Annotated in this window: 20 protein-coding genes; 15 read left to right on the top strand and 5 right to left on the bottom strand. The window is 60.5% G+C overall.

All coding sequences use genetic code 11. The features are described from left to right. Window positions 1-465: 465 nt before the first annotated feature. The 4 genes from C4334_RS11395 (at window position 466) to tyrS (ending at window position 7,998) form a co-directional block, all read left to right on the top strand. Complete coding sequence (locus C4334_RS11395; RefSeq protein WP_352432211.1) at window positions 466-4,038, top strand: TonB-dependent receptor; 3,573 nt, start codon at window positions 466-468, stop codon at window positions 4,036-4,038. A gap of 183 nt (window positions 4,039-4,221) precedes the next feature. Continuing rightward, window positions 4,222-4,992: a sulfite exporter TauE/SafE family protein gene (locus C4334_RS11390; RefSeq protein WP_352432210.1), complete on the top strand. Its 771-nt coding sequence runs from the start codon at window positions 4,222-4,224 to the stop codon at window positions 4,990-4,992. 216 nt (window positions 4,993-5,208) lie between these two features. Then, on the top strand, window positions 5,209-6,627 hold the full coding sequence (ftcD, locus tag C4334_RS11385; RefSeq protein ID WP_352432209.1) for a glutamate formimidoyltransferase: 1,419 nt from the start codon (window positions 5,209-5,211) through the stop codon (window positions 6,625-6,627). Window positions 6,628-6,771: 144 nt separating this feature from the next. Then, window positions 6,772-7,998, top strand: coding sequence for a tyrosine--tRNA ligase (tyrS, locus tag C4334_RS11380; RefSeq protein WP_352432208.1), 1,227 nt, complete (start codon window positions 6,772-6,774; stop codon window positions 7,996-7,998). Between the two features lie 427 nt (window positions 7,999-8,425). On the opposite strand, the gene panD is transcribed toward tyrS, so the two are convergent. Then, window positions 8,426-8,815, bottom strand: a complete 390-nt coding sequence (panD, locus tag C4334_RS11375; RefSeq protein WP_352432207.1) for an aspartate 1-decarboxylase — start codon at window positions 8,813-8,815, stop codon at window positions 8,426-8,428. Window positions 8,816-8,953: 138 nt separating this feature from the next. Here panD and dapF point away from each other — a divergent pair, with 138 nt between their 5' ends. The 3 genes from dapF to C4334_RS11360 all read left to right on the top strand — a co-directional run bounded on the left by dapF (window position 8,954) and on the right by C4334_RS11360 (window position 12,387). Further along, entirely contained in the window at window positions 8,954-9,820 is an 867-nt protein-coding gene (gene dapF / locus C4334_RS11370) for a diaminopimelate epimerase (protein ID WP_352432206.1), read from the top strand. Window positions 9,821-9,928: 108 nt separating this feature from the next. Continuing rightward, window positions 9,929-10,675 (top strand): orotidine-5'-phosphate decarboxylase, encoded by a 747-nt coding sequence (gene pyrF / locus C4334_RS11365; RefSeq protein ID WP_352432205.1) that lies wholly within the window; start codon window positions 9,929-9,931, stop codon window positions 10,673-10,675. 248 nt (window positions 10,676-10,923) lie between these two features. After that, window positions 10,924-12,387: a DUF3108 domain-containing protein gene (locus tag C4334_RS11360; RefSeq protein ID WP_352432204.1), complete on the top strand. Its 1,464-nt coding sequence runs from the start codon at window positions 10,924-10,926 to the stop codon at window positions 12,385-12,387. Window positions 12,388-12,687: 300 nt separating this feature from the next. On the opposite strand, the gene C4334_RS11355 is transcribed toward C4334_RS11360, so the two are convergent. From C4334_RS11355 to tnpA, 3 genes are read right to left on the bottom strand one after another with little or no spacing between them, the layout of a single operon-like run. Beyond that, window positions 12,688-13,098 carry a hypothetical protein gene (locus C4334_RS11355; protein ID WP_352432203.1) on the bottom strand — a complete coding sequence of 137 codons (411 nt, stop codon included), beginning with the start codon at window positions 13,096-13,098 and terminating at the stop codon, window positions 12,688-12,690. 28 nt (window positions 13,099-13,126) lie between these two features. Further along, the gene (tnpB, locus tag C4334_RS11350) at window positions 13,127-14,326 is read right to left on the bottom strand and encodes an IS200/IS605 family element RNA-guided endonuclease TnpB (protein ID WP_352432202.1); all 1,200 of its coding nucleotides are present in this window, start codon (window positions 14,324-14,326) and stop codon (window positions 13,127-13,129) included. 5 nt (window positions 14,327-14,331) lie between these two features. Continuing rightward, a complete protein-coding gene (gene tnpA, locus C4334_RS11345; RefSeq protein ID WP_352432201.1) occupies window positions 14,332-14,724 on the bottom strand; it encodes an IS200/IS605 family transposase in 393 nt (130 codons plus the stop codon). A gap of 380 nt (window positions 14,725-15,104) precedes the next feature. Between tnpA and C4334_RS11340 the strand changes: the two genes are divergently transcribed. The 8 genes from C4334_RS11340 (at window position 15,105) to C4334_RS11305 (ending at window position 25,137) form a co-directional block, all read left to right on the top strand. Continuing rightward, the gene (locus C4334_RS11340; RefSeq protein ID WP_352432200.1) at window positions 15,105-15,635 is read left to right on the top strand and encodes a hypothetical protein; all 531 of its coding nucleotides are present in this window, start codon (window positions 15,105-15,107) and stop codon (window positions 15,633-15,635) included. Between the two features lie 339 nt (window positions 15,636-15,974). After that, the gene (locus C4334_RS11335) at window positions 15,975-16,976 is read left to right on the top strand and encodes a VWA domain-containing protein (protein ID WP_352432199.1); all 1,002 of its coding nucleotides are present in this window, start codon (window positions 15,975-15,977) and stop codon (window positions 16,974-16,976) included. A 196-nt stretch (window positions 16,977-17,172) separates the two neighbouring features. Next, window positions 17,173-18,441, top strand: a complete 1,269-nt coding sequence (locus C4334_RS11330) for a hypothetical protein (RefSeq protein WP_352432198.1) — start codon at window positions 17,173-17,175, stop codon at window positions 18,439-18,441. A 38-nt stretch (window positions 18,442-18,479) separates the two neighbouring features. After that, the gene (locus tag C4334_RS11325) at window positions 18,480-19,517 is read left to right on the top strand and encodes a DUF354 domain-containing protein (RefSeq protein WP_352432197.1); all 1,038 of its coding nucleotides are present in this window, start codon (window positions 18,480-18,482) and stop codon (window positions 19,515-19,517) included. Window positions 19,518-19,559: 42 nt separating this feature from the next. Next, window positions 19,560-21,110 (top strand): sugar transferase, encoded by a 1,551-nt coding sequence (locus tag C4334_RS11320; RefSeq protein ID WP_352432196.1) that lies wholly within the window; start codon window positions 19,560-19,562, stop codon window positions 21,108-21,110. 102 nt (window positions 21,111-21,212) lie between these two features. Further along, a complete protein-coding gene (locus C4334_RS11315; protein ID WP_352432195.1) occupies window positions 21,213-22,643 on the top strand; it encodes a class I SAM-dependent methyltransferase in 1,431 nt (476 codons plus the stop codon). Between the two features lie 36 nt (window positions 22,644-22,679). Further along, window positions 22,680-24,209: an O-antigen ligase family protein gene (locus tag C4334_RS11310; protein ID WP_352432194.1), complete on the top strand. Its 1,530-nt coding sequence runs from the start codon at window positions 22,680-22,682 to the stop codon at window positions 24,207-24,209. 19 nt (window positions 24,210-24,228) lie between these two features. Beyond that, entirely contained in the window at window positions 24,229-25,137 is a 909-nt protein-coding gene (locus tag C4334_RS11305; protein WP_352432193.1) for a protease complex subunit PrcB family protein, read from the top strand. A 149-nt stretch (window positions 25,138-25,286) separates the two neighbouring features. On the opposite strand, the gene C4334_RS11300 is transcribed toward C4334_RS11305, so the two are convergent. Then, window positions 25,287-25,504, bottom strand: a 218-nt coding sequence (locus C4334_RS11300; RefSeq protein ID WP_352432192.1) for a hypothetical protein, incomplete at its 5' end; no start/stop codon positions are given.

The raw sequence follows: 25,504 nt of genomic DNA, 5'->3' as shown, positions 1-25,504 counted from the left end.
ATCCATTTTTTTGGATAAGAGACCCTACGGCACCCTCCGAGCCAGCGCCAAAACCATCTCCTTTCAAGAACTTAGGAAAGCTTGTCGGGTATGGAACGTAAGTTGCTTGGAGTTACAACGACGTTCTCCATCTTCGCCCTCGACGAGAGGGGCTGCTGGACATAGACTTTCGTTCTCAGAAATGGGCGCGAGGGGTTTTATGCCTCGGCTGTTGTCCGTTCGGTCGTTTGAAACGACGGCGCTAGCCCTTTCCGAGCGACCGCGCAGAGAACTGAGGCGCGAGGCGACTGCAGTGCCACTGAACAAAAGCGCACGCGGAAGATTTTGCGTTTTTCGTTCGAAGTCGCCTCTTCATTCAGCGCCGCATCTGATTTTCCTGATTTTCGCGTCGAAAGCCCGCCTTTTCGCTTTCGCGTCCCAACCCTACGGTTCGACAATTCTTTGAAAATTCGGAGGGAGACCGAAATGAACCACTTCAAGCGCTCACTCTTGACGCTATTCGTTTTGGGGTTCGCCGCGCTGCTGAGTATGAGCGCCAGCGCGTATGCGCAGGCGACCACGGGCACAATTCGCGGCACAGTGACGGATGCGAGCGGCGGCGTCATCGTCGGCGCAACCGTCACGGCTAAAAACCAATCGACCAACGTCGAGACGCAAACCAGGACCACCGGAGATGGGATCTATTCGATTCCCAATCTTCCTCCGGGCAGATACAGCATTACGGTCGAAAGCGCAGGATTTCGGCGCGCGGTGATCACCGACGTGCTGGTCAGGCTAGGACAAGATTCCACGGTCGATGTCGTCCTGCAGCCCGGCGGGTTGGAAGAGACGGTAACGGTAGTAGCGGGCAACGAAGTCTTGCTGCAGCGGGACCAATCGCAAGTCTCGACGACCTTCGAGGCACGCAAGATTCAGGAGTTGCCGTTGAACGTCGCTGGCGGCGGCTTGGACATCATCGCTTTGACGGCGCCCGGCGTGGTGCCCGGATTCGGCAACGTCAACGCCAACGGCGTGACGCTATCGGTTAACGGCAACCGCGCCCGCTCAAACAACTTCACCATCGACGGGCAGGACAACAACGATCTTTCGATCGGCGGGCCTTCCTTCTTCGTCGATAATTCGGATCTGGTCGGCGAGTTCCAGATCATCACCAACAACTTCTCCGCCGAGTACGGGCGCAACCAAGGGGCCATCGTCAACATCGTGACCAAGAGCGGCACCAACGAGTTTCACGGAAGCGCCTTCGTTTACCGACGCGACCGTTCCCACCTCGACACGCTCAACAACATCGAACGGCGGAGCGGATTGAAGGAAGCGCCGCTGCTCCGGCGCACGGTCTTCGGCGGAACGATCGGCGGCCCCATCATACGCGATCGCGCCTTCTTCTTCGGCAGCTACCAGAAGATCATTCAAACTCAGAACTTCATCGATCGAACGACGTTGCTGGCGATCTTGCCCGATGAACTTCCTCGCTTACGCGCCGCGTTTCCGGGCAACCCCGCCATCGAACTGTACACACGCTTCAGCGCCTTCGCCCTATCGGACTTCGGCACCGTTCGTCCGCGCGCCGACCGTCCCTTTGACACGGTCGTTCTGGGCGGACAGAGCTTCCGCGCCGCAGCCGTCGAGCGGGCGTTTCCGATCCCGTTCGATCAAGATGAGTTCGCCTTGCGCGGCGACGTCAATCTCACCGGTCGTGATCGCATCTGGTCGCGCTACCTATTTCAGGACTCCGTGACCAAGAATTCGCTCGGCGGCGTCGGCGGGTTCACAGGCGATGTCCCCGCTCGAAGCAAGAACTTCGGCGCGACCTATACGCGCAACATCACGAGCACCTCGTTCAACGAATTCCGCTTCAACTTCCAGTCGCTCTTCGTGAAGTTCGGAGGCGGCTGCGGGGAATTGGGGTTGGCCTGCATTCCCGACCCGAAGGACATCGGAAAGGCCTTCACAAACGTCTCTTTTGCCGGCATTCGCGGGTCGAGCACGGGGCAGGACTTGCTCGGCATCGGCCCGGCAACCAACTTGCCGCAAGGACGTTTGGTGCAGGTCTACCAATTCGTTGACAACTACTCGTTTACGCGCGGAGCGCACTCGCTGAAGACCGGTTTCGAGTTCAAGTACCTGAAGAACTCCGTGCCCTTCCTTCCGAACATCAACGGCGCTTTTCTCTTCAACTCGGCAGCCCGTTTGGTCGCCAACAACCCGGCATCCGTTACGGTCGCCGTTGGGCCGGACACCATCGACTACACCGAGCGCGACTACTACGCTTTTCTCCAAGATGACTGGAAGGTGCGCGACAATCTCACGCTCAACCTCGGCGTGCGTTACGAATATGCGACGCAACCGGTCAACGTTCTGCACGACATCACGTTGGCGCGCGAGCGCGATCCGTCGCGAGCCATTTGGCGGCAGAATTTGCCGCTGGAAGTGCGAACCGTGGCGCGCGTCCCTGTAGACAAGAACAACTTCGCGCCGCGCGTCGGTTTCGCCTATACGCCGCGCATCTTCAAACGGCTCTTCGGCGAAGATGCGACTGTCATTCGCGGCGGTTACTCGATCGCGTACGATCCGGTCTTCTACAACATCATGCTCAACATCTCGACCTCTTCGCCGGTGGTCTTCCTCAACACGACGTTGAACCCGGCAGCGGGACCAGCGCTCTTCCCAATCCCATCAGCCGCGCCGACCGGAGATGTGGTGCGCAATTTCGCCCAATCGCGCGGACTGGTACGCACCAACACCTTCGACCCGAGATTCTTCGCGCAAACCATCGTCGCGCCCAATTTCTATTCGCCTTACGCGCAACAGTTCTCGCTCAGTCTGCAACGCCAGATCAACCGGCGAAACGCCTTCGAGATCCGTTATGTCGCCACGCGCGGCGTTGGCCTCTTCCAAACGGTCAACCGCAATCCCGACATCGGTAACCTCTACAATGGGTTTACGGCGATGGTGAGAAACTCTCGTGGGGAAACGACGACCTTCAACTTCCCGGCCTTCCGCCAATTCCTGCCGTCGGGCGTCGTTCCGTTGACCTGCACGGATGATCCCGCTACGCCGGATAACGAAGGCGTCTGCAATGGACGCATCTTGCGCCAGTTCGTGGTCCGTTCGCGCGACAACACGGCGCAATCGACCTACCACGGACTCCAGATCTACTACACGGGACGCCCGCTGAACTCGCTCAGCTTGACGTCGAGCTACACGTGGAGCAAAGCGCTCGATAACGCGAGCGAGATCTTCTCGTTCGGGGAGAACGCCATCTCGCAAAATCCGTTTGATCTCGGCAGGCTCGAAAAAGGCATTTCGGGGTTTGACCGACCGCACGCTTTTTCGCTGAGTTTCATCTACGACCTGCCTTTCTTCCGCGAGCAGCGGGGCTTTCTGGGACAAGTGATCGGCGGCTGGCAACTCAACGGCACCTACTACCTGACCAGTGGGCGACCGTTTACGCCACAGCAGCGCACCAATCGCATCCTCGGCAGCAACAGCTATCAGGACAACGGCTTTGCCGCAACCTTCATCGGCTTGCTGGATAACCTTCGCCCCTTTACGGGCAACCGCAACGCCGATCCGAAGTCCGTAGCGATCAGTGATATCGATGCGGCGCTGCGTGGGTTCACCGATGGGTTCATCCCAAGTCCAACCGGCTTCTACTTGCTTAACGCCTTCAATCAAGGGCGTGGCCCAGTTCCGGTTAGCCCCAATGACGTGCGACTCATCATCAATGGGCCGGGAGCAGCGCTGAAGTTCGGCACGCCGTTCGGCACCGAACCGCGCAACCTCTTCCGCGGTCCCATCATCAACCAACTCAACCTCGCGATCTTCAAGAACTTCGCCATTCCCGAGAACATCCGGCTGCAAGTGCGCGCCGAAATGTTCAACGCGCTCAACCATCCGGGCCCCGGCATCGGCGTAATTGGCGGAGCCTCACTACCGGGCGCCGTTCCTGAATTTGCCGGACAGACCTTCAACGAACGCGGCGAGATGACGCTCAGCCGGCGCGTGATCCAACTGGGAGTTCGACTCATCTTCTAACAGACTCTTGGGCCGAAGCGGAAAGAAGCCTCGCGGTTTCAAGCCGCTTCGGTCCTTTTTTGCTCACGCCGCCTCGCTCCTTCGGCTGTCTGGTCACTTGACCACCTGACGACTTCCGCCGCATCGTGAGCTGTCGCGCGGCTTGACACACGTCACCTCTATCAGCTAGAGCAACTGCTCGACATGACTCCAACTGAGTGGATTGCCTTGCTTGCGCTCTTTTTCGCCACGAGCGTCGTCGGCGTAGTTACCGGCAGCAACTCGCTCATCACCGTTCCCGTCATGTTTCAGTTCGGCATCGATCCGCGCGTCGCCGTCGCCACCAACATGTTCGGCCTAACCTTTATGAGCATCGGGGGCACGCTGCCATTCATCGGCAAGAACGCCATCGACCGCCGCCGTCTGCCGGCGCTCGTCGCCTTGACGCTCGTCGGTTCGACGCTCGGCGCGCTCTTGGTGCTCGTCATCCCGGCGCGCTCGCTGCCGCTCATCGTCTCCATCTCGATGCTCGGCGTTGCGCTCTTCTCCACGCTCAAAAAGGGAACGGGCGAACGACCAGCGGCGCCGAGTGCGCGCGACGTCATGCTCGCCTATGTCTTGACTTTCGCGCTCGGCATTTACGGTGGTTTCTTCAGCGGCGGTTACGTTACCATGTTGACGGCCGTTTACGTCGCTTTTCTCGGCATGACGTTCATCGAAGCGGTGTCGATCACCAAGGCGATCAACATCTTCTCATCTTTGATCGCCACGCTCGTCTTCATGTGGCGCGGGCTGGTCGATTACAAACTAGGGCTGGCGCTCGCGTTGGTGATGTTCGTCGGCGCGTTCGTCGGCGGGCGCATCGCGTTGCGGATGAACAATCGCGTGATCAAAAGGGTCTTCATCGCAACGGTGATCGCCCTCGCCCTCAAAATATTGCTTTACGATTTCCTCTGGAAGGGCGCGCTCGATTGAAGCGCGGCTCGTCGGGCGACGTGCACGAACCGAAACGAACGACTTTGAGCGAAACGTGGTTTGGCCGCAACCGTTGCTCCGATGACCGAGGATGAGAACGCAGCGAAACTCTGGCCGACATCGACTCCTCGCTCGCTGGTCGCGTCGAAAAGTTTCGGTCGGCAGCTCGTCGCGCGGCTTTCAATCGTCTATGATTGCGCTGGAGAAAGCGACTTTATGGATCGCATCGTCGAGTGCGTACCGAATTTCAGCGAAGGGCGTAGGCGTGCGACCATCGAACGGATTGTCGCTGCCATCGAATCGGTGGCAGGTGCCCTTGTGCTCGATGTCCACGCCGATGCCGATCACAACCGTTCAGTCGTCACGTTCGTTGCGCCGCCAGAGACGGTGGTTGAAGCGGCGGTGCGTGCCGTCGCTTGCGCCAAAGAGCTGATCGATCTGCGCGAGCACACGGGGCTGCACCCGCGAATCGGGGCAACCGATGTCGTCCCATTCGTCCCCTTGCGCAACGTGAGCATGGAAGAGTGCGTGAGGTTGGCGCACGAAGCGGGCGCTCGCATCTGGGATGAACTGGCCATTCCGGTCTACTTCTACGAGCGCGCGGCGCTCAGAGCCGACCGAACCAATCTCGAAGACGTGCGCCGCGGCGGCTTCGAAAAGCTGCGCGAACTCGTGCGGAGCGACGAGAAGCGCGCGCCCGACATCGGCGAAGCGAAACTTCACGAAACGGCAGGCGCGTGCATCGTCGGCGCGCGCCCTATCCTGATCGCATTCAACGTCCATCTTCGCACGGACGACCCGCAAGTGGCCGCGCGCATCGCTCGAGCTGTTCGCGGGCGCGATGGCGGATTGCGCTTCTTGAAAGCCTTGGGCTTCAAGCTCGAAACGCGCGGCATGGCGCAGGTCTCGATGAACCTGACGAACTACGAACGAACCACGCTGCATCATGCCTTTGAAGCCGTGCGGCGGGAAGCGGAGCGTTATGGAGTGGCGATCGCCGGAAGCGAGGTCGTCGGTCTCGTGCCGCAAGCGGCGCTCGATGAGGCAGCCGCCTACTGGTTGCGACTGGAGACAACGCCTTCCGCTGCTGTGCTCGAAAAGAGACTGGCCGCCGCGTTGCGGGAACGCGACTCGATGGCGTCCGGCCCAAAACCGCTCGCGACACTCGTCGAAACGTTGCGCGAACAACTACGTGAGCTATCGAGCGAAAAGGCTTTGACGGCGCGCGAGGCGCTCGAAGAACTCGACGCCGTCAGCGCACAGCTTGCGGCGACTGTGCGGCAGGCGCGTTTTGAACGCGCCCGCGGCGTTGAGCGCGAGGCAGCGCTGAAAAGCTCGGCCAACCTTCTGCTCGAAAGCATACGACTGGCGGTGCAAGCGCTGGCGACCACTGAGATCGCCGTCGAAGAGTTGCTCGACGCAAAGCAAGCGTTGCTCGCTCTGCGCGCGGCAGACATAGCCCAAGTCGCTTTCGCCCTCGCGTCGGTGGCGCGCTCCGGCGTCCTACAGAACGCCGCGCATCTGGATGATGAGGAGACGGCTGAAGAATACCGTGCGCGTGCGAACGAACTCTTTTCGCAAGCGCGCGAAACAGCGGCGCGCATCACGGAGATGTCCCAACTGGATCGCTCATGAACGTCGCGCCGCTTTCGCGACCGCGGCGCAAATCCTTTATCATTGTCGCTTCAAATGGCAGCGACCGCTCCCTGTTCCCGGAACAAAAACCCTCCGCTCCGCATGGGACGGTCGCGCGCAAGCTCTCGCTCCGAAAGGTGCATCATGACGATCGAGGAACAACTCGCTTACTTGAGCAAAGGCGCGGTCGAGATCATCCGCGCCGAAGAACTCCGCGCCAAGCTCGAAAAGTCGGCGCGCACTGGTGAACCGCTGCGCGTCAAGCTCGGCGCCGATCCCACGGCGCCCGACATCCACCTCGGACATACGGTTGTGATCCGCAAGCTGCGCGCGTTTCAGGAACTGGGCCACACGGCGATCTTCTTGATCGGCGATTTCACAGGAATGATCGGCGATCCGTCGGGCAAGTCGGCCACGCGCCCGCAACTGACGCGCGAAGAGATCGAAGCCAATGCCGAAACATACAAGGCGCAGATCTTTAAGCTGCTCGATCCGGATCGGACCGTCATCGAATTCAACTCGCGCTGGATGGAACGGATGACGACGGCGGACTTCATCCGACTGGCGTCGCGCGTGACGGTGCGACAAATCCTCGAGCGCGACGATTTTCAGAAACGCTTAGCCGAAGAGCGTCCCATCGCGCTTCACGAGCTGCTCTATCCGCTCGTTCAAGCTTACGATTCGGTGGCGCTCGAAGCCGATGTCGAGCTCGGCGGGACAGACCAAAAGTTCAACCTTCTAATGGGGCGCGAAGTGCAACGCGCTTACGGGCAGGAACCGCAGATCGCCGTCATCACACCGCTCCTAGAGGGCACCGATGGCGTGCAGAAGATGTCCAAAAGCTTGGGCAACTACATCGGCATTAATGAACCGCCCGACGAAATGTTCGGCAAGGTGATGTCCATCTCCGACGAGTTGATGTGGCGTTACTACGAGCTTTGCACCGACCTGCGCCCCGATCAAATCGCCGCCATGCGCGCCCGCGCCGAAAGGGGCGAGATGAACCCGCGCGACGCCAAGGCCGAACTGGCCCGGCGCATCGTCGCCGATTTTCACGGACCGGAAGCAGCTCGCTTGGCCGAAGAAGCGTTCGACCGCATCTTCCGCCGCCATGAGGCGCCGTCGGACGTGCCCGCACGCGAAGTGGCCGCTGGACGTTGGAAGGTCGCGCGTCTTTTGGTCGAGACGGAGCTTGCGCCCTCCATGAGCGAAGCGCGCCGTTTGATGGAACAAGGTGGCGTCCGCATCGAAGGCGAACGCATCACGCGCACCGATGCCGAGATCGAGCTTTCAGCCGATCGCCCGCTGCTCGTGCAGGTCGGCAAGCGTCGCTTCCTGCGGGTGCGTGGGATGAGACCGATCGGCTCATGAGTCGCGTGCGGCGAACCAGTCGTCTCCTCGCAGAGCGGATGATCATCGACAAGCGACGCCCGGTGACGCACTGCGTTGTTTCTTCGCGCTCGATCAATGCGAGCGCTTGTTCGACGTTCAAGTGGCGACGCCCGGTGACGCACTACGTTGCTTCTTCGCGCACCGCTTGCGTCAACGCGGTTCAGCCCCGCTGCGATCTTACGTCTTCGCGTGCGCGAGGCGCGAGGTCTTTGGTTGCGCTCGAAGCAGCGCGGGCAAGCCGTTTCCGGCGCGTGCGCGAAGGGCGCTTGCTCGAAACCGAAAGGCTGCGCCGAAGCTCCTCTGCCCGTTCCAGCGCTCTTGAAGAACAACGCGCAAACTCCGGCTCATCATTCCCCATGGAGTGCCGCCACGGTTCAGCGCCTTTGAAGAACAAGGCGCAAAAGAGCTATTCGCCAGCGACAGAGAGCGGCACGTGCGCGCCGATGACTTCCGTGATGCGGTTTTCTTGATCGACGAGGACGACTTTCGGCTCCCAGTCGGAAGGAACGGGATCGGGAACTTGAGCGTAGGCCATGATGATGACCAGATCGCCCACGGCGAAATGGTGGGCCGCAGCGCCGTTCAATTGGACGACGCCGCTTCCGCGCTCTCCCGCGAGCGCGTAGGTTTCGATCCTCTTCCCGTTATCTAAATTGACCACTTGGACGCGCTCGAACGGCAGGATGCCAGCGGCATCGAGCAGGTTCTGGTCAACCGTGATCGATCCGACGTAGTGAAGATCTGCTCCGGTGACGCGCGCGCGGTGAATCTTGCCGTGAATCATCGTTCTGATCATTCTGAACTTCGCTCTTCCGCTCCTTTTCGCCTCGATGGAAAACTTCTCGTTAAATTTTACCCCATGCGCGGCCCGATGGCGAAAGAAACGCGCGCACGGTTGCTACCGAACGCGCCTTTTGCGCATATAATGCCGCCTATGCGCTTCTTCAAATTCCACGGCTACGGCAACGACTATCTCATCATCGAAGAAGCCTCGCTTCAGCGCAACGTGAGGATGGGCGAATTCGTGCGCCGTCTGTGTGACCGGCACCGCGGCGCTGGCGCTGACGGAGTGGCGATCATTGGGCCATCGAGCGAGGCCGATTTCCACGTGCGCATCTTCAACGCCGACGGGAGCGAAGCGGCCATGTCAGGCAACGGCACGCGCTGCGCCGCAGCCTATTTGTATTACAATGGGCTGTGGTCCGCCGACGAACTGCAGCTCAGCACGCGCGCCGGCATCAAGCTCTATCGCTTGTGTGGACGATACGGCACGCGCCGCTTTCGCTTCGAGGCAGAAATCGGACGCCCCGTCTTCGAAAGCGCAGCCATTCCGATGCGCACAGATGAACCGAGAGAGATCGTGCTCGATTATCCGCTCGAAGTGGGCGAACAGAGGGTCGCCGTCACCGCGTTGCAGATGTGCAATCCGAACTGCTGCGTGTTCGTCGAGGATTTCGCGCGAGTTGACTGGCGCGCGCTCGGCAGCTTAATCGAGCGTCACCCGCGCTTTCCCGAAAGGACCAACGTCGAGTTCATCCGCGTCGAAAGTCGCGATCGCATCAGCGTGCGCGTTTGGGAACGCGGCGTCGGCGAAACGGCCTCTTCCGGGACGGGCGCGTGTGCCGCCGCCGTCGCCGCTTGTTTGAAGGGAGCGACTGATCGCCGTGTGATGGTCGAGATGCCGGGCGGCACGCTCGAAGTCGAGTGGCGCGAAGATGGCGAAGTGGTCCTTTCGGGCACAGCGGAAGCCGTCTACCGCGCGGAGTGGCTTGACTTGGAAGAAGGAAATGGAGAGGCTTGACCAACGGGTCGGGTTGAAGAACGTCGCTTGTGCGTTGCCCTCGATGCGAGGTTCAATGGATAGTCGAGCTTCTTCGGGTCACTCGCCGAACCGGTCTAGACGAGAAACATGGCGAAATCGGTTGCAGAACGCTTGATCATTGCGCTCGATGTCGAATCAGCAGCGCAAGCCCTTCGGCTGGTGGAACATCTTCAGCCGTTGGTCGGCATGTTCAAAGTGGGATCGCAGCTCTTCACCGCGGCTGGGCCGGAGATCGTGCGTCGGATCGTGCAGGCGGGGGCGCGCGTCTTTCTCGACCTCAAATTTCACGACATCCCAAACACGGTGGCGGGCGCTGCCGCCGCAGCGACGCGCATGGGCGTGCACATCTTCAACGTCCACGCGCTCGGCGGCAGCGAAATGATGCGTCGCGCCGCGGAAGCCGCGCACATAACTTCCGCGCGCCAAGGCACGGCGCGCCCTCACGTCATCGCGGTCACAGCTCTTACCAGCGCCGACCAGCAGACGCTCGCTGAAATCGGCATCAATCAAGCACCCGCCGCGCTCGTCCTGCGGTTGGCGAAACTCGCCGCGCAAGCTGGACTCGACGGCGTGGTGGCTTCGCCGCAAGAAGCGGCTTCGATTCGCGCGAGCGTCCAGCGAGACGATTTTCTCGTCGTGACGCCCGGCGTGCGACCGGCATTTACGGCCGCGCACGATCAAAAGCGCGTTGCTACGCCCGCCGCCGCCATTCTTGCCGGAGCGGACTACGTCGTGATGGGACGCGCCGTGCTCGAAGCTCCTGATCCGCCAGAGGCAGTGAAACGGATCATCGAAGAGATCGAACGTGCGCTCGACGCGCAAAGGTCGCATTGATCAAGAGCGCGAACTTCGGAAACTTCGCGTTGACGCGCGGCGTGTAATCAGCGGCGACTGATGCGCGCGCGCCATCTGCTCTTCCGTTCCGTGGTCCAACAGATCATGGCGAGGGATTCGAGGGGAAATCGAGCGCGCGGCAAAGGCCGCGTTGAAGGAGGCGCGCTTCAGCGACTAGACTTTGGAAGAATTTGGGACGAGAGCTTTCGGTCGAAGAACTTGAAAAGGAATCGCAACAACCCCGCTCGATGTCTCTGAAAAGGGCTAACGCTTGGTCGGTCTTTTCGCTCGTTTTCGCGTGCGCGCTCGCCGCAAATAGCGGCCGGTCGGCGGAGAACGGCGCGTACAAAATCGGCGAACGCCTGACTTACAACGTCTCGTTCGCGCACATCCCCGTGGCGGCTCACGCCGAACTCATCGTCGCCGAACGGCGCAGCTTCGGCGGACGCGACGGCATCGAGTTACGCGCCCATCTCGAAACGGTGGACGTCGTCAACGCGGCGCTGCTGGCGCTCGACGATGAATTCGTTTCGCGCATTGATCCGCTTTCGGGCACCCCCTTCTACTTCGCGCGGACCAAACGCTCGCCGATGACGGAACAGATGGCGGACGCGCCCATGACGCGTCTGTTCGGCACGAGCGCGGGCGCCTTCGACCCGTTGGCCGCGCTCTACCACCTGCGAACGCTTGCGCTCGCGCCAGGCATCCGCCATCGCTTGCGTGTGCTCTACGGCACGGAGCTATTGGAGATCGAAGCACAAACGCGCGGCACGGAAAGGATCAACACAAACATCGGCGCCTTCAATGCGTTGGTCACGCAGATTCGCGTACGTAACAACCCGCGATTGGATGAGCGGCGCGTTCAAATCTATTTCAGCGATGACCCGCGCCACCTCCCGCTGCTCATCACCGTGCACCATCCAGCGGGCGAAATCCGCGCCGAGATCGCAAGCTTCGAAGAGACGCAACCGCCAACGCCGACGAAAGAGGCCGCTGCGACGCGACCGCGACCGACGCCGCCCGCCGCCGAGCCGCTTCCGCCCGATCTCCCATTCGGAGCGAACGAACAACTGAACTTCCGCCTTTTGCTCGGTCAAACGAATCAAACCATCGGGCAAATCTCGTTGCAAGTGCGCCCGCGCGCACGCTATTTCGGGCGCGACGGACTGCTGCTGACGCTGGCGGCCCGGACCACCGCCGAAGGCGCGCGCCTCTTCTCGCTCAACGACCGCATCAACACCTATGTCGATCCGCTTACGCTGCTGCCCTTTAGGATCGAATTGCAAATGCGCGAAGGCCGTTGGGCGCTGGATCGCACGATCACGGTGGACCAGGATCGCGGCGCGGCGGTGCGCGACGATGGCCAAAGAGTTGAGATCCCAGTCGGCACGCACGACCTTCTCTCGGTGATCTACGCGCTCAGATCCTTCGACTTGACGCCGCCGAAACGCAACGCTGTCTCCGTGCTCGCCATCTCGCGCCCACGCACGCTCTATGTCAATTCGCTCCAAAAGACGGTGATCGAACTCGGCGGCCAACGTATTCGCGCCATCGAACTCGCTCTCAACACGGACGATCCGGAGAGCAACAAGTACCAGCTTCGCCTTTGGGTCAGCGACGACCGCCGACGCTTGCCGCTACGTCTGCTGGCGACGACGCCCTTCGGCCCCGTGCGCGCAGAACTGGAGATCATCCCTCTGGTCCAACAGTGACGCCGCGAAAAAGCCAGCGAGCATTGGCACACGAACCGCCAATCCACACCGGTTCAGCAGCAAGCGCGCCAAGCATCCCCAAAGCGCCGACGCGCGACGGTTCGCGCTTAAACGAAACGAGAGGCCGATCCCAAATCCATCTCTGGACTACCAGCGGAATGAAAGTTCATCGAATTCAAACGAAAGTTGCGCTGCGTTACGCGCACCGCTCTTCGCGCGCCGCCTTTTCAATGAAAGTTCTCGAATTCAGACGAAAGTTGCGCCGGACTGCAGCGTGCGTTCTCTTTCAGCCGGGGTGCGTTACTGCATGATCAGTTTTTCGGGCGGAAGCATGGCCGGTCTCCCGCGATGCTGCCAACACCGCTCCAGACTCCGCACGCGCCTTTGGCACGGAGTGCCTTTTTTGGTGCGCGCCCCGCAAATGTAAACCCTTTCGTTCTCCACAGGCTGTACCGCGCGCGCGCTGGGCGCATCAGCTACCGCTTGGCTCGAGGCGCGTTCGATTATGAGCGGCGGCGGCTCCGCGGCGCTCCAGCGCCCGACCATGTACCCGCCGCCGAGAAGAGCCGCGCCGAACAACAACCACACGCTCCAAACGGCACGTCGCGAGGCTTGCGCGCACTTCGGGCAAAGCCCCCCGCCAAGCCAACTCAAGCGCCGCTGAGAAAGAAGTCGTTCGCCGCATACGGCGCAGAAGTTTGGGCGATGCATCCGCCAGCTCCCTTGACACTCCGCACGGCTAAAGCCGTTGGATTCTTGGAAGCACTCCCGTACCCGGGAGTGCTGCCTTGCGGCACCAAGCGATCCCCGTGTGTCCCACGGTTGAGCCCGCTTGAGCGGACAAAAGACGCAATCCTTCGTGGAGAATGTTTCTTGCGGCGTTGATATCCCGATCATGCGTTTCGCCGCACACCGGGCACGCCCACTTCCGGACAGACAAGTCTTTCGCCCCGGCGCTTCGGTGTCCGCAGCAAGAGCAAAGCTGGCTCGACGGGAAAGTGGGCGAAACGATGACCACACGCCTCCCGTACCATCCCGCTTTGTACTCCAACTGCCGCCGGAATTCCGACCAACTGGCGTCGGCGATGCTTCCCGCAACTCGGTGGTTCTGCTGCATGTTCCGCACACGCAGCTCCTCCAGGCAGATCACTTGGTTTTCGCGAATCAGCCGGGAGGACAGCTTGTGCAGGAAGTCCAACCGGGCGTTTCGCACCTTCTCGTGGAGCCGGGCCACCTTCAACCGGGCCTTCTCCCGGTTCTTCCCGCCCGGCTTCCGGCGGGAAAGAATCCGCTGCCAGCGTTTCAGTTTCTCTTCGAGTTTCCCTAGGTGTCGAGGGTTCGGGATCTTCTCTCCGGTACTGAACACGGCGAAATCCAGCAGTCCCAAGTCGATGCCAACGGCAGTTGGCAGTGACTCCAAAGGCTGAATCTCCGTATCCACCAGCACCGACACGAAGAACTTGCCCGAAGGCGCTATGCGAACCGTGGCCGAGAGAATGCGCCCCTGCACTTCGCGGGATTTAGCGAACTTCACCCATCCCACCTTCGGGAGCCGAATCCGGTTGCCCGCAATGCGGATAGTCGCCTTGTCATCCTCTTTGCCGTTGCGTTTGGACGTGTAGGACTGCTTCGGGTGCTTTTTGCTCTTGAAGCGCGGATAACCTTTCTTCTCCCGGAAAAACCTTTGGAAGGCGTCGTCCAGCTCTTCCACCGCCCGTTGCAGGGCTGTGGAATCCTGGAGCCAAGGATGTTGCTGTTTCAATTCAGGCAATTCCCGCATACAGGCGTACTGGTCTAGGGTAGTCCCATCTCGCTCATAGGCTTCTTTGCGGCGAGCAAGGAGGTGATTGTAGACAAACCGACAACATCCGATGGCGCGTCGGAACTGTTGTTCCTGTTCTTTTGTCGGATAGAGACGAAATGAATAGGCTATGTTCATATCGTTCACCCACGTTTCTTTTGTGCTTCAACATATCGACGAATTGTGTCGCTGGATACGTTACCAGCAGTGCTTACAAAAAATGAATGTGTCCATAGGCTTGGGAGGTGTCTAAGATGCTCAAACTCTTGGCGAAGACATCGCGAAGTTATTCTAGTAGCCATAATGTCTGATGGAGAATCTGTCGGGAGACAGTTCAAAAACAAATGAACATGATCAGGCATCGTCTCCATCGCTATACTGATCCAATCATTTTCTTGGCATATTTCGCTCACCAGTTCCTTGAATCGCGTTTTCACTTGACCAATAAGAACTTTTCGTCTGTATCGAGGACAGAACACAAAATGATAGTTGATGAGCGATACGGTTGTTTTTGTATGGCGATATTCTTGTCCCATGCCACTATTGAATCAGTTTAACGTATTCACTGCGACACGCTTCATCCCACCCTTATAAGGAGTGGGCTTTCGCGTGTTATTTTTGTAATCAAAACCGCCGGTGAGGCGACTGGATCGAACCCGGCGTTTCGGCTAAGCTGCGCTTGGCCGCTCCGCTGCGCAACGAAGAACTGAAAGGCGAATCAAGAGGCCGCGCCTTCACCGAGCATCGCCATCATCGGTCGTAACTGGCCAACCGATCGACCATGGCTCCGAGCCACCCGTTCGCAAAGCGCTGCTGCCATCGCCGCAAGTCGCTCGCTGAGGCCGCTTCGTTTCAAACGCGGAACGCATTGCAATCAACGAAACAAAGTGCTATAGTCTCCGCGGCATCCCAAGGCATGAAACTTTACTGCAACCGCTACTCCCATTTCAAAGATCCGCTGGTCTGCGCGGTGAGCTGCCCGTTTCGTGCCCGCTGCCGCGACTTCGCGCTCTTTTACGCTGCCAACCGCGAGGCCGTAGAAGCCCGTTTATGCGGCTACCTTGATCTGCGCCGCGAGCGAAGCCCGGAACAAGTGCCATCGCCAGTGGGCGGGAAGATCGTACTGGAGGTGAAAAGATCTATGCCGGAAGCGATGTACATCTGGATCGACGCTGACGAACGCGCCGAGTTGGTCTCCCATCAAGAGGCCCTGCGTCGCGCCGAGCGCGGCGCGAAGCCGAAGCAAATTTACAAAGTCGCACAAGAGATGGAGCTGCGTTATCAACTTGTGCCGCGCCGTCGAATCGAAAAGGTCAAGCGCGAAGTGGCGACCGAAGAGGCGCGCGCGGCAGCGCGGCGCGCTCGGTTGCGCGCCGTCGAGACGACCGACGCCGCACCAACAGAGGAAACGCCCAAAGCCGCGCCGAAAAGACGTCGCGCCAAATAGGACAGATCGCGCGAACTCCAAGCCTTACTCCATGGTGCGCGCTACGAGGGCGCGGCGCGTTCCGATTGTTTTGCCGAGCTTAAACCGCGCGTTAGGATCTACGCCACGTATGCGTCCGTTGAAAAGCATGCGTCCGTCACAGCGCGCAATTGAAGGGTTCGAGTTTAGCAGAACTCCTCAGTGGCCGACACCTTCCATCGCCCGGCTCTTTCGCGCGCGACTTGTCACTTTCGCGCGAGCAACCCGCCATAGCGGATTCGGCTTCGAACCGACTTCGGGCGATGGCTTGCCAAAGGGGCATGAGCTTCGCCATACTCGAAAGAAGAGCGAGTCGCGGCGATGCCGAAAGTTCGACTTTCATTCTTTGTCCTGTTTTTTTCGCTCCTTGTGGCCGCACCTTCGGCGCGCGCGCAAGATGAAGACGTGGTGCGCGTCGGCGTTAACCTCGTGCAACTCAACGTCGGCGTTACCGACCGTCGCGGTCGCCCCGTAACCGATCTAACGCCGAACGAATTCATCGTTTACGAAGACGGCGTGCCGCAGCGCATCGTCTCTTTCGAACCAACTGAAACGCCGTTCAGCCTTGTTCTTCTGCTCGATATGTCCGGTTCCACGCTCAACTTCCGCACGACGTTGAAGCAAGCAGCCTGGCGCTTCATCGATGCGCTTGCCCCGGACGATCGCGTCGCAGTGGTCGCCTTCAACGATCGGACCAGACTGCTCGCCAAATTCACCTCCGATCGCAAAAAGATCGCTTGGGCTATCGAGCGGGCCGAAGGGCGTGGGGAGACACAGCTATACAGGGCGCTCGGTTACGCGCTCGAACTGCTCGCGCAAGAGGGCAAACGGCGCAAAGCAATCGTCGTTTTGACCGACGGGCTGGATACGGAATTGCGCAACGCGGATCGCGCTTCATCGGTCGAAGCACGAACGGATGCGGAAGCGATCGCGCGCCTGAAGCCAGAGTCGAGTCCGCTGCTCAACGCCGTGTTGGACGCTGCCGACCGGCAGGGCGTGACCATCTATCCGCTCGCGCTCGCTTCAGGCGACCCGAAGCGCTTACCCATCGCCACGCCACAGATCACCGCCATCTACACAGCGGCGCGGCAGAGATTGCAAATACTCGCCGACCGCACGGGCGGGAGGCTTCATCAGATCAACCGGCTGGAAGACTTGGGGCGTCTTTACGCGGAAGTCGCCGCAGACCTACGCACGCTCTACAGCATCGCTTATCAACCGGCTGGCGATCGTCCGCGCGATGGGAGTTGGCGTTCGATTCGCGTCGAGGTCAAACGGCCCGATCTGATCGCGCGAACGCGCCAAGGTTACTACGCGCGATGAGCGCTTGGGCAGCGAGCGAGAACGGATTTGTGCCGTTCGCTTGCGGCGATCAGGCGCGAACGATGCGCCCGGCGCGCTGTCGCTTTATCACTGAAGCTGTTGCGACCTCATCGGGTGGATCGAAGATGCCTCTTGGCATCGGGTTCGCAGGTGCAAGCGCGGGTAACATCTTGATCTCCGTGTGAGCGGATCGAAGATGCATCGAGAGGCGCAAATTCCATCGCTTTGCCCTTCGACGAAAGGCGACGCGCCGCAAGGAAAACCCAGCCTCAAAGACTATCTGCACGCTTACGATCTTCTCGTGCGGTGGTGCCGCGCGCGCCAATACGCAGGTTACGATCCTTACGACGGTTTGAACAGTCGCCTGTTTCGCGCGACGCCCCTTGTGCGCTGGTCGATCACGCGGCTCGTCTGGACGCAGCTCTTCAAACGCCTGCCGATCAATCTGCGCCCCATCGCGCTCGTCCCCGCGGAAAGGAACGCCAAGGGGATGGCGCTCTTTGCGCTCGCGGCGCTCGCCCGGTTTCGCACGTCGCGCAAAGAGGAGGACGCCGAAGAGGCGCGCGCGCTGCTCGATCAGATGCTTTCGATGAAGCTCACTGGGTGGCGCGGCGCTTGTTGGGGCTACAACTTCGATTGGCAAGGGCGCGCTTTTTTCGCCCCGCGCGGGACGCCGACCATCGTTCCGACCGCTTTTGCCGCGCGCGCGCTCATCGAAGCAGCGCGCGACATGAAAGACGCGCGTTACGGCGAAGCGGCCCGTAGCGCTTGCGAGTTCATTCTCGCAGACCTTCGTCGCAGCGAAGAAGCGGCGGATGAAATCTGCTTCAGCTATTCGCCGTTGGATCGGACGCGCGTTTACAATGCGAGCCTGCTGGCGGCGGAAACTTTGGCCTGTGTCGGTGCCACAACGAAAGAGTGGCATCTGCTCGATCACGCCGCGCGCGCCGCGCGCTACGTCGTTCGTCGCCAACGCGCGGATGGATCGTGGGCTTACGGCGCAGACCCATTTCAGTCTTGGTGCGATAATTTTCATACGGCCTTCATCCTCGTGTCGCTTGCGCGCATTCGACGCAGCGGCATCGGCGACGCCGCCATCGAACGGGCGCTTGATAGCGGTTACCGATTTTGGCGCGATCGGTTCTTCATCTGGACGGAGCCGCGTTTTCGTGCCGCGGATGGGCAGCCGAAGTATTATCACGACGCGCTCTATCCGACAGACGCGCACGCGGTGGCAGCGGCCATCGTTGCGTTCCTGGAGATCAGCGGCGAGTTCGATGCTGAGCGCGATTGGGCCGATCGTGTGGCGCGCTGGGCGCTCGACAACTTGCGCGACCGGCAAGGTTGTTTCCACTACCAACGACGGCGCTTCTACACAGTGCGCATCCCGTATATGCGCTGGTCACAAGCGTGGATGCTCTATGCGCTCGCGCGGCTGATCGAGAGCCGAACCGAAGTCGGTTAGAAGCGCTCGTCTTTTTCACTAATGGATCTCCAATTGTCATGCGCATCTGGATCGATCTGGCTAATTCGCCCCACGTGCCACTTTTCCGCGCGCTCAGCGCAGAGTTCGGCGCGCGCGGCCATGAAGTGCTCTTCACAGCGCGCCGTTTTGCGCAGACGGTCGAGTTGGCCGAAGCCTTTGGTCTCAGTGTGACAGTGATCGGCGAACACGGCGGGAAGAAGCTGGCCGGCAAGGGGAGCAATCTTTTGAAGCGCACGTGGGAACTAGCAAGATGGGCGCGCCGACGACGGATCGATCTGGCTGTTGGGCATAACTCTTACGCACAGATCGTCGCGGCACGCGCGCTCGGTTTAAGGTGCGTGACAATGATGGACTACGAGCATCAACCGGCCAACCATTTGGCCTTCCGGCTGGCCCACCGCGTCATCGTTCCAGTCGCTTTCCCAGAGCAAGCGCTGCGGCGTTTCGGCGCAACGCCCGATAAGGTGCGCCGTTACCATGGGATCAAGGAAGATGTCTATCTGGCTGACTGGGAGCCGAATCCGGGCTTTGCCGACGAACTGCGGCGCGCGTTCGAGATCGAACCGCAAGAGATCCTCGTCGTGGCGCGCCCGCCAGCGCGCGACGCGCTCTATCATCGCTTCGAAAACGCGCTCTTCGATGCGCTTCTCGAAGAGCTGCGCGCACGCAAGCACGTCCGAGTCATCCTGATCGCGCGCACTGCGGCGCAACGCGCGATGTATGACGAACGTTTTTCGTCGAGCAACGTCATCGTCGCCCCGCGCGCGCTCGATGGACTCAATCTCATCGCCGCCGCCGATCTGGTCATCAGCGCTGGCGGGACGATGAACCGCGAAGCGGCGGCGCTCGGCGTTCCGGCGCTGAGCATCTATGCCGGGCGCTGGGCCGCAGTGGATGATTTCCTGATACGCCAAGGGAGATTGCAACGCATTTCGACGCGCGCCGAGATCGAGAGCCTACCGCTCTGCAAGCGTTCGACGACGACGCCGCCGCGACGCTGCCGCGAGGTGCGCGCACAGGTTGCGGAGTTGGTGTTGGAAGCGGCGAAAAGCTAAGATAAGCGCTTTCCGATCCGGCGCTTTTCGCTTTTTGCCGAGATGCGTGCACAGAGACTCGATGAGAAGAGAAAGGCCGTTCTGGTGGCGGCACGCTTTCCAGCGCGCGCCCCGCGCTGGGCGCTTCCGGCCATCAAAGCGGCGCTCTTTTTGACTGATGCGTTGCTCGCGGCTCTCTGCTTTACGGCGGCATTTTACCTACGCGAAGGGCTGCCGCTGGTTGAACGCTCCGACGCGACGTGGGAGTGGAGCGCGGCGTTCGCTCCTTACGCCGTGTTGCTGCCTTTCGTCATCGTCGCGCGCACGGCGACGCTCGCGCGCTACGACCTCTACCGATTGCGCGGTGAATACTCGCTGCTCGATGACGGGGCGCGGCTCTTCAAAGCACTGGCGACGGCTTCGCTGTTGATCGTGGCGGCGGCTTTTCTTTATCGCGGCGGTTATCAATATCGCGCCTTCTCTTATGCGCGCGGCGTCTTCGCGCTCGACTTCGCGCTGTCGCTCGCGGCTTTCGGCGCTTCTCGTCTGCTCGTGCGCTTGGGACAAAGGGCGGCGCGCGCGCGCGGCATCAATCTCGTCCCGACACTCGTCGTCGGCTGCAATCACGAAGCGGCCTTGTGCATCGACGAGATGCGCGCCCATCCGGAATTCGGCTACCGCGTCATTGGCGTCATCGCGACCGACGCAAGAAGCGAGACGGAGTTCAACGGCGTGCCTATCATCGGCACGCTCGACGATCTCGCTGCGGCGATTAAATTCGCCGCGGCGAACGAAGTGATCATCACTGACACGCGCCTTTCGGGCGACAAGCTCTTCGACGTGATGATGAGCGTCGGACGCAACCGCCGCGTCGAGTTTCGCGTTGCGCCGAGCCTCTTCAACTTCCTGCCGCGCAAAACCGAGATCGATCAGATCGGCGCGCTGCCGATGATCAGGCTCTTTCGCGAACCCCTGCCACAAGCGGCGCGCGCGCTCAAACGAACGTTTGACATCGCGCTGTCGGCCCTCGCTTTGCTCCTGCTCGCGCCGTTGTGGATGCTGATCGCCGTCCTCATCAAGCTCGATTCGCGCGGCCCCGTGCTCTACAAACAGGAGCGCGTCGGCATGGATGGGCGAATCTTTTTGTTCTACAAGTTTCGCACGATGCGCGCCGATGCCGACGACCGCATTCATCGTGAATACCAGCGTAAGCTCATCTCCGGACAAGACGACGCCAATTTGGGCGACGACGCGCGCCCCATCTATAAACTTCATCGCGATCCGCGCGTGACGCGCGTCGGACGTTGGTTGCGCCGGACCAGTCTGGATGAACTGCCGCAACTTCTCAACGTTCTGCGCGGCGAGATGAGCATCGTCGGGCCGCGTCCGCCCATCCCTTACGAGGTCGGATTTTACAAAGCGTGGCACCGCAAACGGCTCGATATGAAGCCCGGCATCACGGGATTGTGGCAAGTATCGGGACGCAATCGGCTGACCTTTGAAGAGATGGTGCGCTTGGACCTCTTCTACATCGAAAACTGGTCGCTCTGGCTCGATCTGAAGATCATCCTGCGCACTTTGCCGGCGATGCTGCGCGGGGAAGGGGCTTATTAGTCGAGCTACTTGAGATCGAAGCTGTCAGGCAAGTACCGAGTTTTGTTGAACGGCGAGCTTGTTAGTCGAGTTGACTGAGACCGGAGCGGCCTAGCGCACGCTATGAACTACGCGGAACAAGCGCAGCGTCTTCGGCTGTATCGTATCATCGGCGGCAGCAGCGCCGCTTTGGTGCTCGCACTCAACATGCTCTCCATCTACTTTGAGCGTGGGCCGAAAACAGCCGAGAAGATCGTTTTCGCAGCGCTCGCCGTTGCGCTCGCCAGCGCAATCTATTACCTGCCCTTCTACCTGAACCTGACGACCGAAGAGGAGAAACGTCTTCGTTGGGCGGTGAAGTTCCGTTGGGCGGCGTGCGGGATCATCGCCGTTGTTGGTGCGCCGTTCATCGTCGGCGCCACGCATCGGCATCAATTGGCGTTAGCGCTGCTCGGCACGGTGGCAACAGTTGCCGCAGTTAACTTGCTTGTGCGCACGCAACTCAAAAAGCGACAAAAGGCTTTCCGCTTCGCTCCCCAGACCTATCTTTTGACGGACACAGCCCTGGCGCTCATCTGGACATGGTGGAAGATCGAATCGAGCGCCTTTCTCTCGCTTGCGCTTCAGTGGGCATCGCTCTTCTACATCGTCACGGCAGAGCCGGCGCGAGCCGCATGGGCACGCGCACGGCAGCGTATCATCGTCTTCGCCGTCGCTGCCGCCGCGACGCTGGCCTTGACGATCACCGCCGCCCCCGATCGCAGCTTGTTTGCCGCTTGCGCGGCGGTGACGACCTGCTTGTGCGCGGGCGAACTGCTCGCGGCCTTCACGTTCGACTGGCACGTGAAGACGCGCGCGCGCGTTGTGGCGGAGATCGTCGCCTTCACGGGAGAAGCGCACGAGCGCGTCCGTCGCCGTCTGCTCGAAGCGAGCAGCGCGTTGGCCGCAAACTGGCGGCGAGACCAACCTTCATCGCCGGAAGAGATCGCCGCTTGGTACCGACGCAATTCGTGCCTGTACATCTACGATCTCGCCAATTTTCATCTGTACGGCAAACACATTCGCTTCACGCTCGAGCTACTGAAACTAGCACGCGGGCGCGTGCTCGATTACGGCGCCGGGATCGGTGACCTCGCGTTGGAGCTAGCGCGCCGCGGTCATGCGGTCGTCTATTTCGATCTCGAAGGCGATGCGCGTTCGTTCGCCATGTGGCGCGCAAAGGGCGAAGGGCTGATCAACATCGATTTTCCCGCTGAACAGAGGCGCATCGGCGGCACGTTTGAGACGATCTACGCGCTCGACGTGCTTGAGCACTTGCCCGATCCGGAAGAGACGCTTCGTTTTCTGGTGAGCAAACTCGCGCCGCGTGGCCGATTGATTCTGACCGCTCCTTTTGGCGCGACCGAGGCGCATCCGATGCATTTGGCGCCCACGTTCGACGTCCGCCGTTTTCTCGACGAGCACGGGCTACGTGAGGCGAAGGGGTGGCGGAAGTGGTTTGGACCGGCGATGATCCGTCGCCGCCACGTGTTGATTTACCAGCGTGCCAACTGAAGAGGAAACGTACCCTTTGCTTCGACGCATCGACCGATGATGGAAACGAACCTTCCAAAGACCCATGCAGCGCGCGATGAAAGCCGCGCGAGCGCGACGCTTCGTCGGCTAATCCTCTTCTGCCTTTTCGCGTTCGCTTTCAGCGCGCCCCACTCGATCGCGGCGGCACAGTTCTTCTGGGCCACTGGACTCTTCCTGTGGGCTTTGCGGCTTTGCTCGCGACGCGCGCGGCGAGAGCTGCATCGCACACCGCTCGACTACGCGCTCCTCGGCTTTTTCGCGCTCACCGTCCTCTCCTCGCTCTTCTCTTACGAACCGGAGATCTCCATCGGCAAACTTCGTGGCGCGAGCCTCTTCACCATCGCTTACTTGGTGGCGCAAAACATCGGCACGCTCGACGCGGCGCGAAAGATCGCGTTTGTGCTCATCGCCTCATGCATGATCAACGTCGGTTACACGTTCATCGAACGCGCAATTGGACGCGGCGTGAAGATCCATACGATGCGAGCGGATAGCCCGTTGCGCAACGCGCGCATTCAAGAAGGCGATACGCTGCTCGAAGTGGACGGACGCAAGATGAACGACCTCGCAGACTTGGATCGCGCGCTTCGAGAGCACGCATCCGCTCCGGCGCAAGTGAAGATCTACCGCTACGAATGGATCGGAACGCTCGATCTTCCGCGAACAACGCTGGAGGGGAAGAGCACCGAAGAACGTCTCGGCGTCGTTCGTTGGGGGCGAGGGCGCGATTGGCGCGCCGCAGGCTTCTACGGGCACTACGCGACCTATGCGGAAGTGCTTCAGTTGATCGCGTCGCTCGCGTTCGGTCTGCTGGTCTCCTCGTGGCAACGAACGGAGGCGAAGCGCTGGCGACTCCCGTTGGCGTTGATGCTGGCCGGACTTCTCGGCGCGCTCTTTCTGACTGTTACGCGCGCTTCGTGGCTCGCTTTCCTGCTGTCGGGCTTCGTTGCGGTCGCCGTCGGCACGATGAACCGTCGCGCCATTGTGGCGATGATCGTCGCCGCGTCGTTGCTAGCGCCGATCGGCCTCTACTTTTTGCAACAGAAGAGGAACGTTGGCTTCTTCGACCGTCGCGACGGCTCCATACAATGGCGCGAAACCGTCTACCGCGAAGGTTTTCATCTGCTCATCAGCCGGCCGCGTCATCTGTTCGTCGGCATCGGCATGGACTCGATCAAACGTCACTGGCGCGAATGGGGCATGTTCGATCAAGGGCGCCTGCCCGTCGGACACATGCACTCGACCCCGCTGCAACTGGCGCTCGAACGCGGCTTGCCGACGCTCGCCGTCTGGTTCATCCTGGTCGCTCTTTACGCGCGCATGTTGTGGCGCATGTTGCGGGAGCGCAAGGTTTCCGATTGGCGCGATCGCGGCATCTTGGTCGGAGCGCTCGGCGGACTTGTGGGCTTCTTCACCAGCGGACTGGTCCATTATAACTTGGGCGATTCCGAAGTGGCCATGATCTTCTACTTGATCATGGGGATCGCGCTCGTGATCGAACGGGAAAGCCGAACGCGCGCTGCGCTCGACGCATCCAACTGTTGAAGAAAGGGGGACGCGAAAGATGATCAAACTTTTCGTTTTGATGGCGATCCTTCTGCTGAGCGATGCGGGAGCGCAAAGCTGTGCCCCACGGGAACGGGCATTGTCCGCCAGCAACTCGTCTGCAGCGCAACCATCGCCGAAAGGAGAGAAGATGAACGCCGAACTGAAGGTTTTAGCCGAAGGGGCGCATAGTCCGATTGCCGACGCGCTCATCGTCGTCGCGCGCGATGCGAAGACGTATCAAGCCCTGCGCTCTTTGATCGGCGCATTGCCGGAGATGAAAGAGGAAGATTTCGCTTCGCAAGCTGTGGTCGCAGCCTTTCTCGGTCAGCGCATGACGGGCGGATATCGCGTGCGCATTGAAGCGCGTGGCTCGACGCTGAAGATCAGCGAAGAAGCGCCGCCCCCAGACGCCATGGTGACGCAAGTTCTGACCACGCCGTTTAAGGTCGTCGCGCTCAGGTTGGAACGCAACGACGCGCTCACGATCGAGGCCGACCCGGCATGGCAACAACAGATGCGCCTATATCGCCTTGAGTCGGGCGAGTTAACTGTTTCAGGAGGTCTCGCCGGACGCAGCGAAAAACATCAACTCACGGGCGACTTGCGCATTATGCGTCATGAGAATTTCGCCACTATCTTCTTCGACGTCCGTAGCGATCAAGGACGCATGCTGAAAAGCGCCGCGAGCGGACTCGTCTCAAACGGCGAAAAGATCGAGATCGGCTATTTGAGTTCAGGCTCGTTGGTCCCGCCGCCGTGCAGCGGCTTGCGTGCGGTTGGGAACTTTGCCGACCGCGAAGCGAGCTTGCAACTCGATTTCACGCCGACTTTCTGCGATGCCTCGGACGCCTTCAGCGGACGGGGAACTATCAGGGCAACGGCGCTCGGTCCTGCTCCCCCCAAACGAGGGAAAGAAGTGCTCTAGCTCATCTTTTGCGTTCAGCTCATTGTCGAGCTCAAAGCGCAAGTCAACGCGAAAGAACTTTTTGGCTTGACCAACGCCATCTTTCACGCGCGGTTCACCATCGGTCGGCGCCAAAAAGCGCTGCACCTGCAACTCAGTTCCGCCCCAGTTCATACGCTGCCGGGGGTCGCGTCATCTTGCGCCTTGTGGTAAATTGAAGCGCTTTGCCGCTGAGCGCGAGAAATTCCCTCTGTCGCGCCGCGGCGCGAGCCGTAGTGGCATGCAGAAAAGCGATATGGAAGAAGCGCGCCGTTCGTACTTTCACAGAAATTTGCGGCTTTCCTCCCTCGATTGAAATCGGGGGAGGAAAGCCGCTTGTCCCCTTTTC

It is taken from the genome of Pyrinomonas sp. (genome assembly GCF_040289685.1).
Classification (GTDB): Bacteria; Acidobacteriota; Blastocatellia; order Pyrinomonadales; family Pyrinomonadaceae; genus Pyrinomonas.
This window is presented reverse-complemented; position numbering and strand designations above follow the sequence as displayed.

Bases quoted from the DNA above. Each gene is read 5' to 3' on its own strand.
- C4334_RS11395 (WP_352432211.1), top strand. From the start codon at position 466: ATGAACCACTTCAAGCGCTCACTCTTGACGCTATTCGTTTTGGGGTTC.
- C4334_RS11390 (WP_352432210.1), top strand. From the start codon at position 4,222: ATGACTCCAACTGAGTGGATTGCCTTGCTTGCGCTCTTTTTCGCCACG.
- ftcD (WP_352432209.1), top strand. From the start codon at position 5,209: ATGGATCGCATCGTCGAGTGCGTACCGAATTTCAGCGAAGGGCGTAGG.
- tyrS (WP_352432208.1), top strand. From the start codon at position 6,772: ATGACGATCGAGGAACAACTCGCTTACTTGAGCAAAGGCGCGGTCGAG.
- panD (WP_352432207.1), bottom strand. From the start codon at position 8,815: ATGATCAGAACGATGATTCACGGCAAGATTCACCGCGCGCGCGTCACC.
- dapF (WP_352432206.1), top strand. From the start codon at position 8,954: ATGCGCTTCTTCAAATTCCACGGCTACGGCAACGACTATCTCATCATC.
- pyrF (WP_352432205.1), top strand. From the start codon at position 9,929: ATGGCGAAATCGGTTGCAGAACGCTTGATCATTGCGCTCGATGTCGAA.
- C4334_RS11360 (WP_352432204.1), top strand. From the start codon at position 10,924: ATGTCTCTGAAAAGGGCTAACGCTTGGTCGGTCTTTTCGCTCGTTTTC.
- C4334_RS11355 (WP_352432203.1), bottom strand. From the start codon at position 13,098: ATGCATCGCCCAAACTTCTGCGCCGTATGCGGCGAACGACTTCTTTCT.
- tnpB (WP_352432202.1), bottom strand. From the start codon at position 14,326: ATGAACATAGCCTATTCATTTCGTCTCTATCCGACAAAAGAACAGGAA.
- tnpA (WP_352432201.1), bottom strand. From the start codon at position 14,724: ATGGGACAAGAATATCGCCATACAAAAACAACCGTATCGCTCATCAAC.
- C4334_RS11340 (WP_352432200.1), top strand. From the start codon at position 15,105: ATGAAACTTTACTGCAACCGCTACTCCCATTTCAAAGATCCGCTGGTC.
- C4334_RS11335 (WP_352432199.1), top strand. From the start codon at position 15,975: ATGCCGAAAGTTCGACTTTCATTCTTTGTCCTGTTTTTTTCGCTCCTT.
- C4334_RS11330 (WP_352432198.1), top strand. From the start codon at position 17,173: ATGCATCGAGAGGCGCAAATTCCATCGCTTTGCCCTTCGACGAAAGGC.
- C4334_RS11325 (WP_352432197.1), top strand. From the start codon at position 18,480: ATGCGCATCTGGATCGATCTGGCTAATTCGCCCCACGTGCCACTTTTC.
- C4334_RS11320 (WP_352432196.1), top strand. From the start codon at position 19,560: ATGCGTGCACAGAGACTCGATGAGAAGAGAAAGGCCGTTCTGGTGGCG.
- C4334_RS11315 (WP_352432195.1), top strand. From the start codon at position 21,213: ATGAACTACGCGGAACAAGCGCAGCGTCTTCGGCTGTATCGTATCATC.
- C4334_RS11310 (WP_352432194.1), top strand. From the start codon at position 22,680: ATGATGGAAACGAACCTTCCAAAGACCCATGCAGCGCGCGATGAAAGC.
- C4334_RS11305 (WP_352432193.1), top strand. From the start codon at position 24,229: ATGATCAAACTTTTCGTTTTGATGGCGATCCTTCTGCTGAGCGATGCG.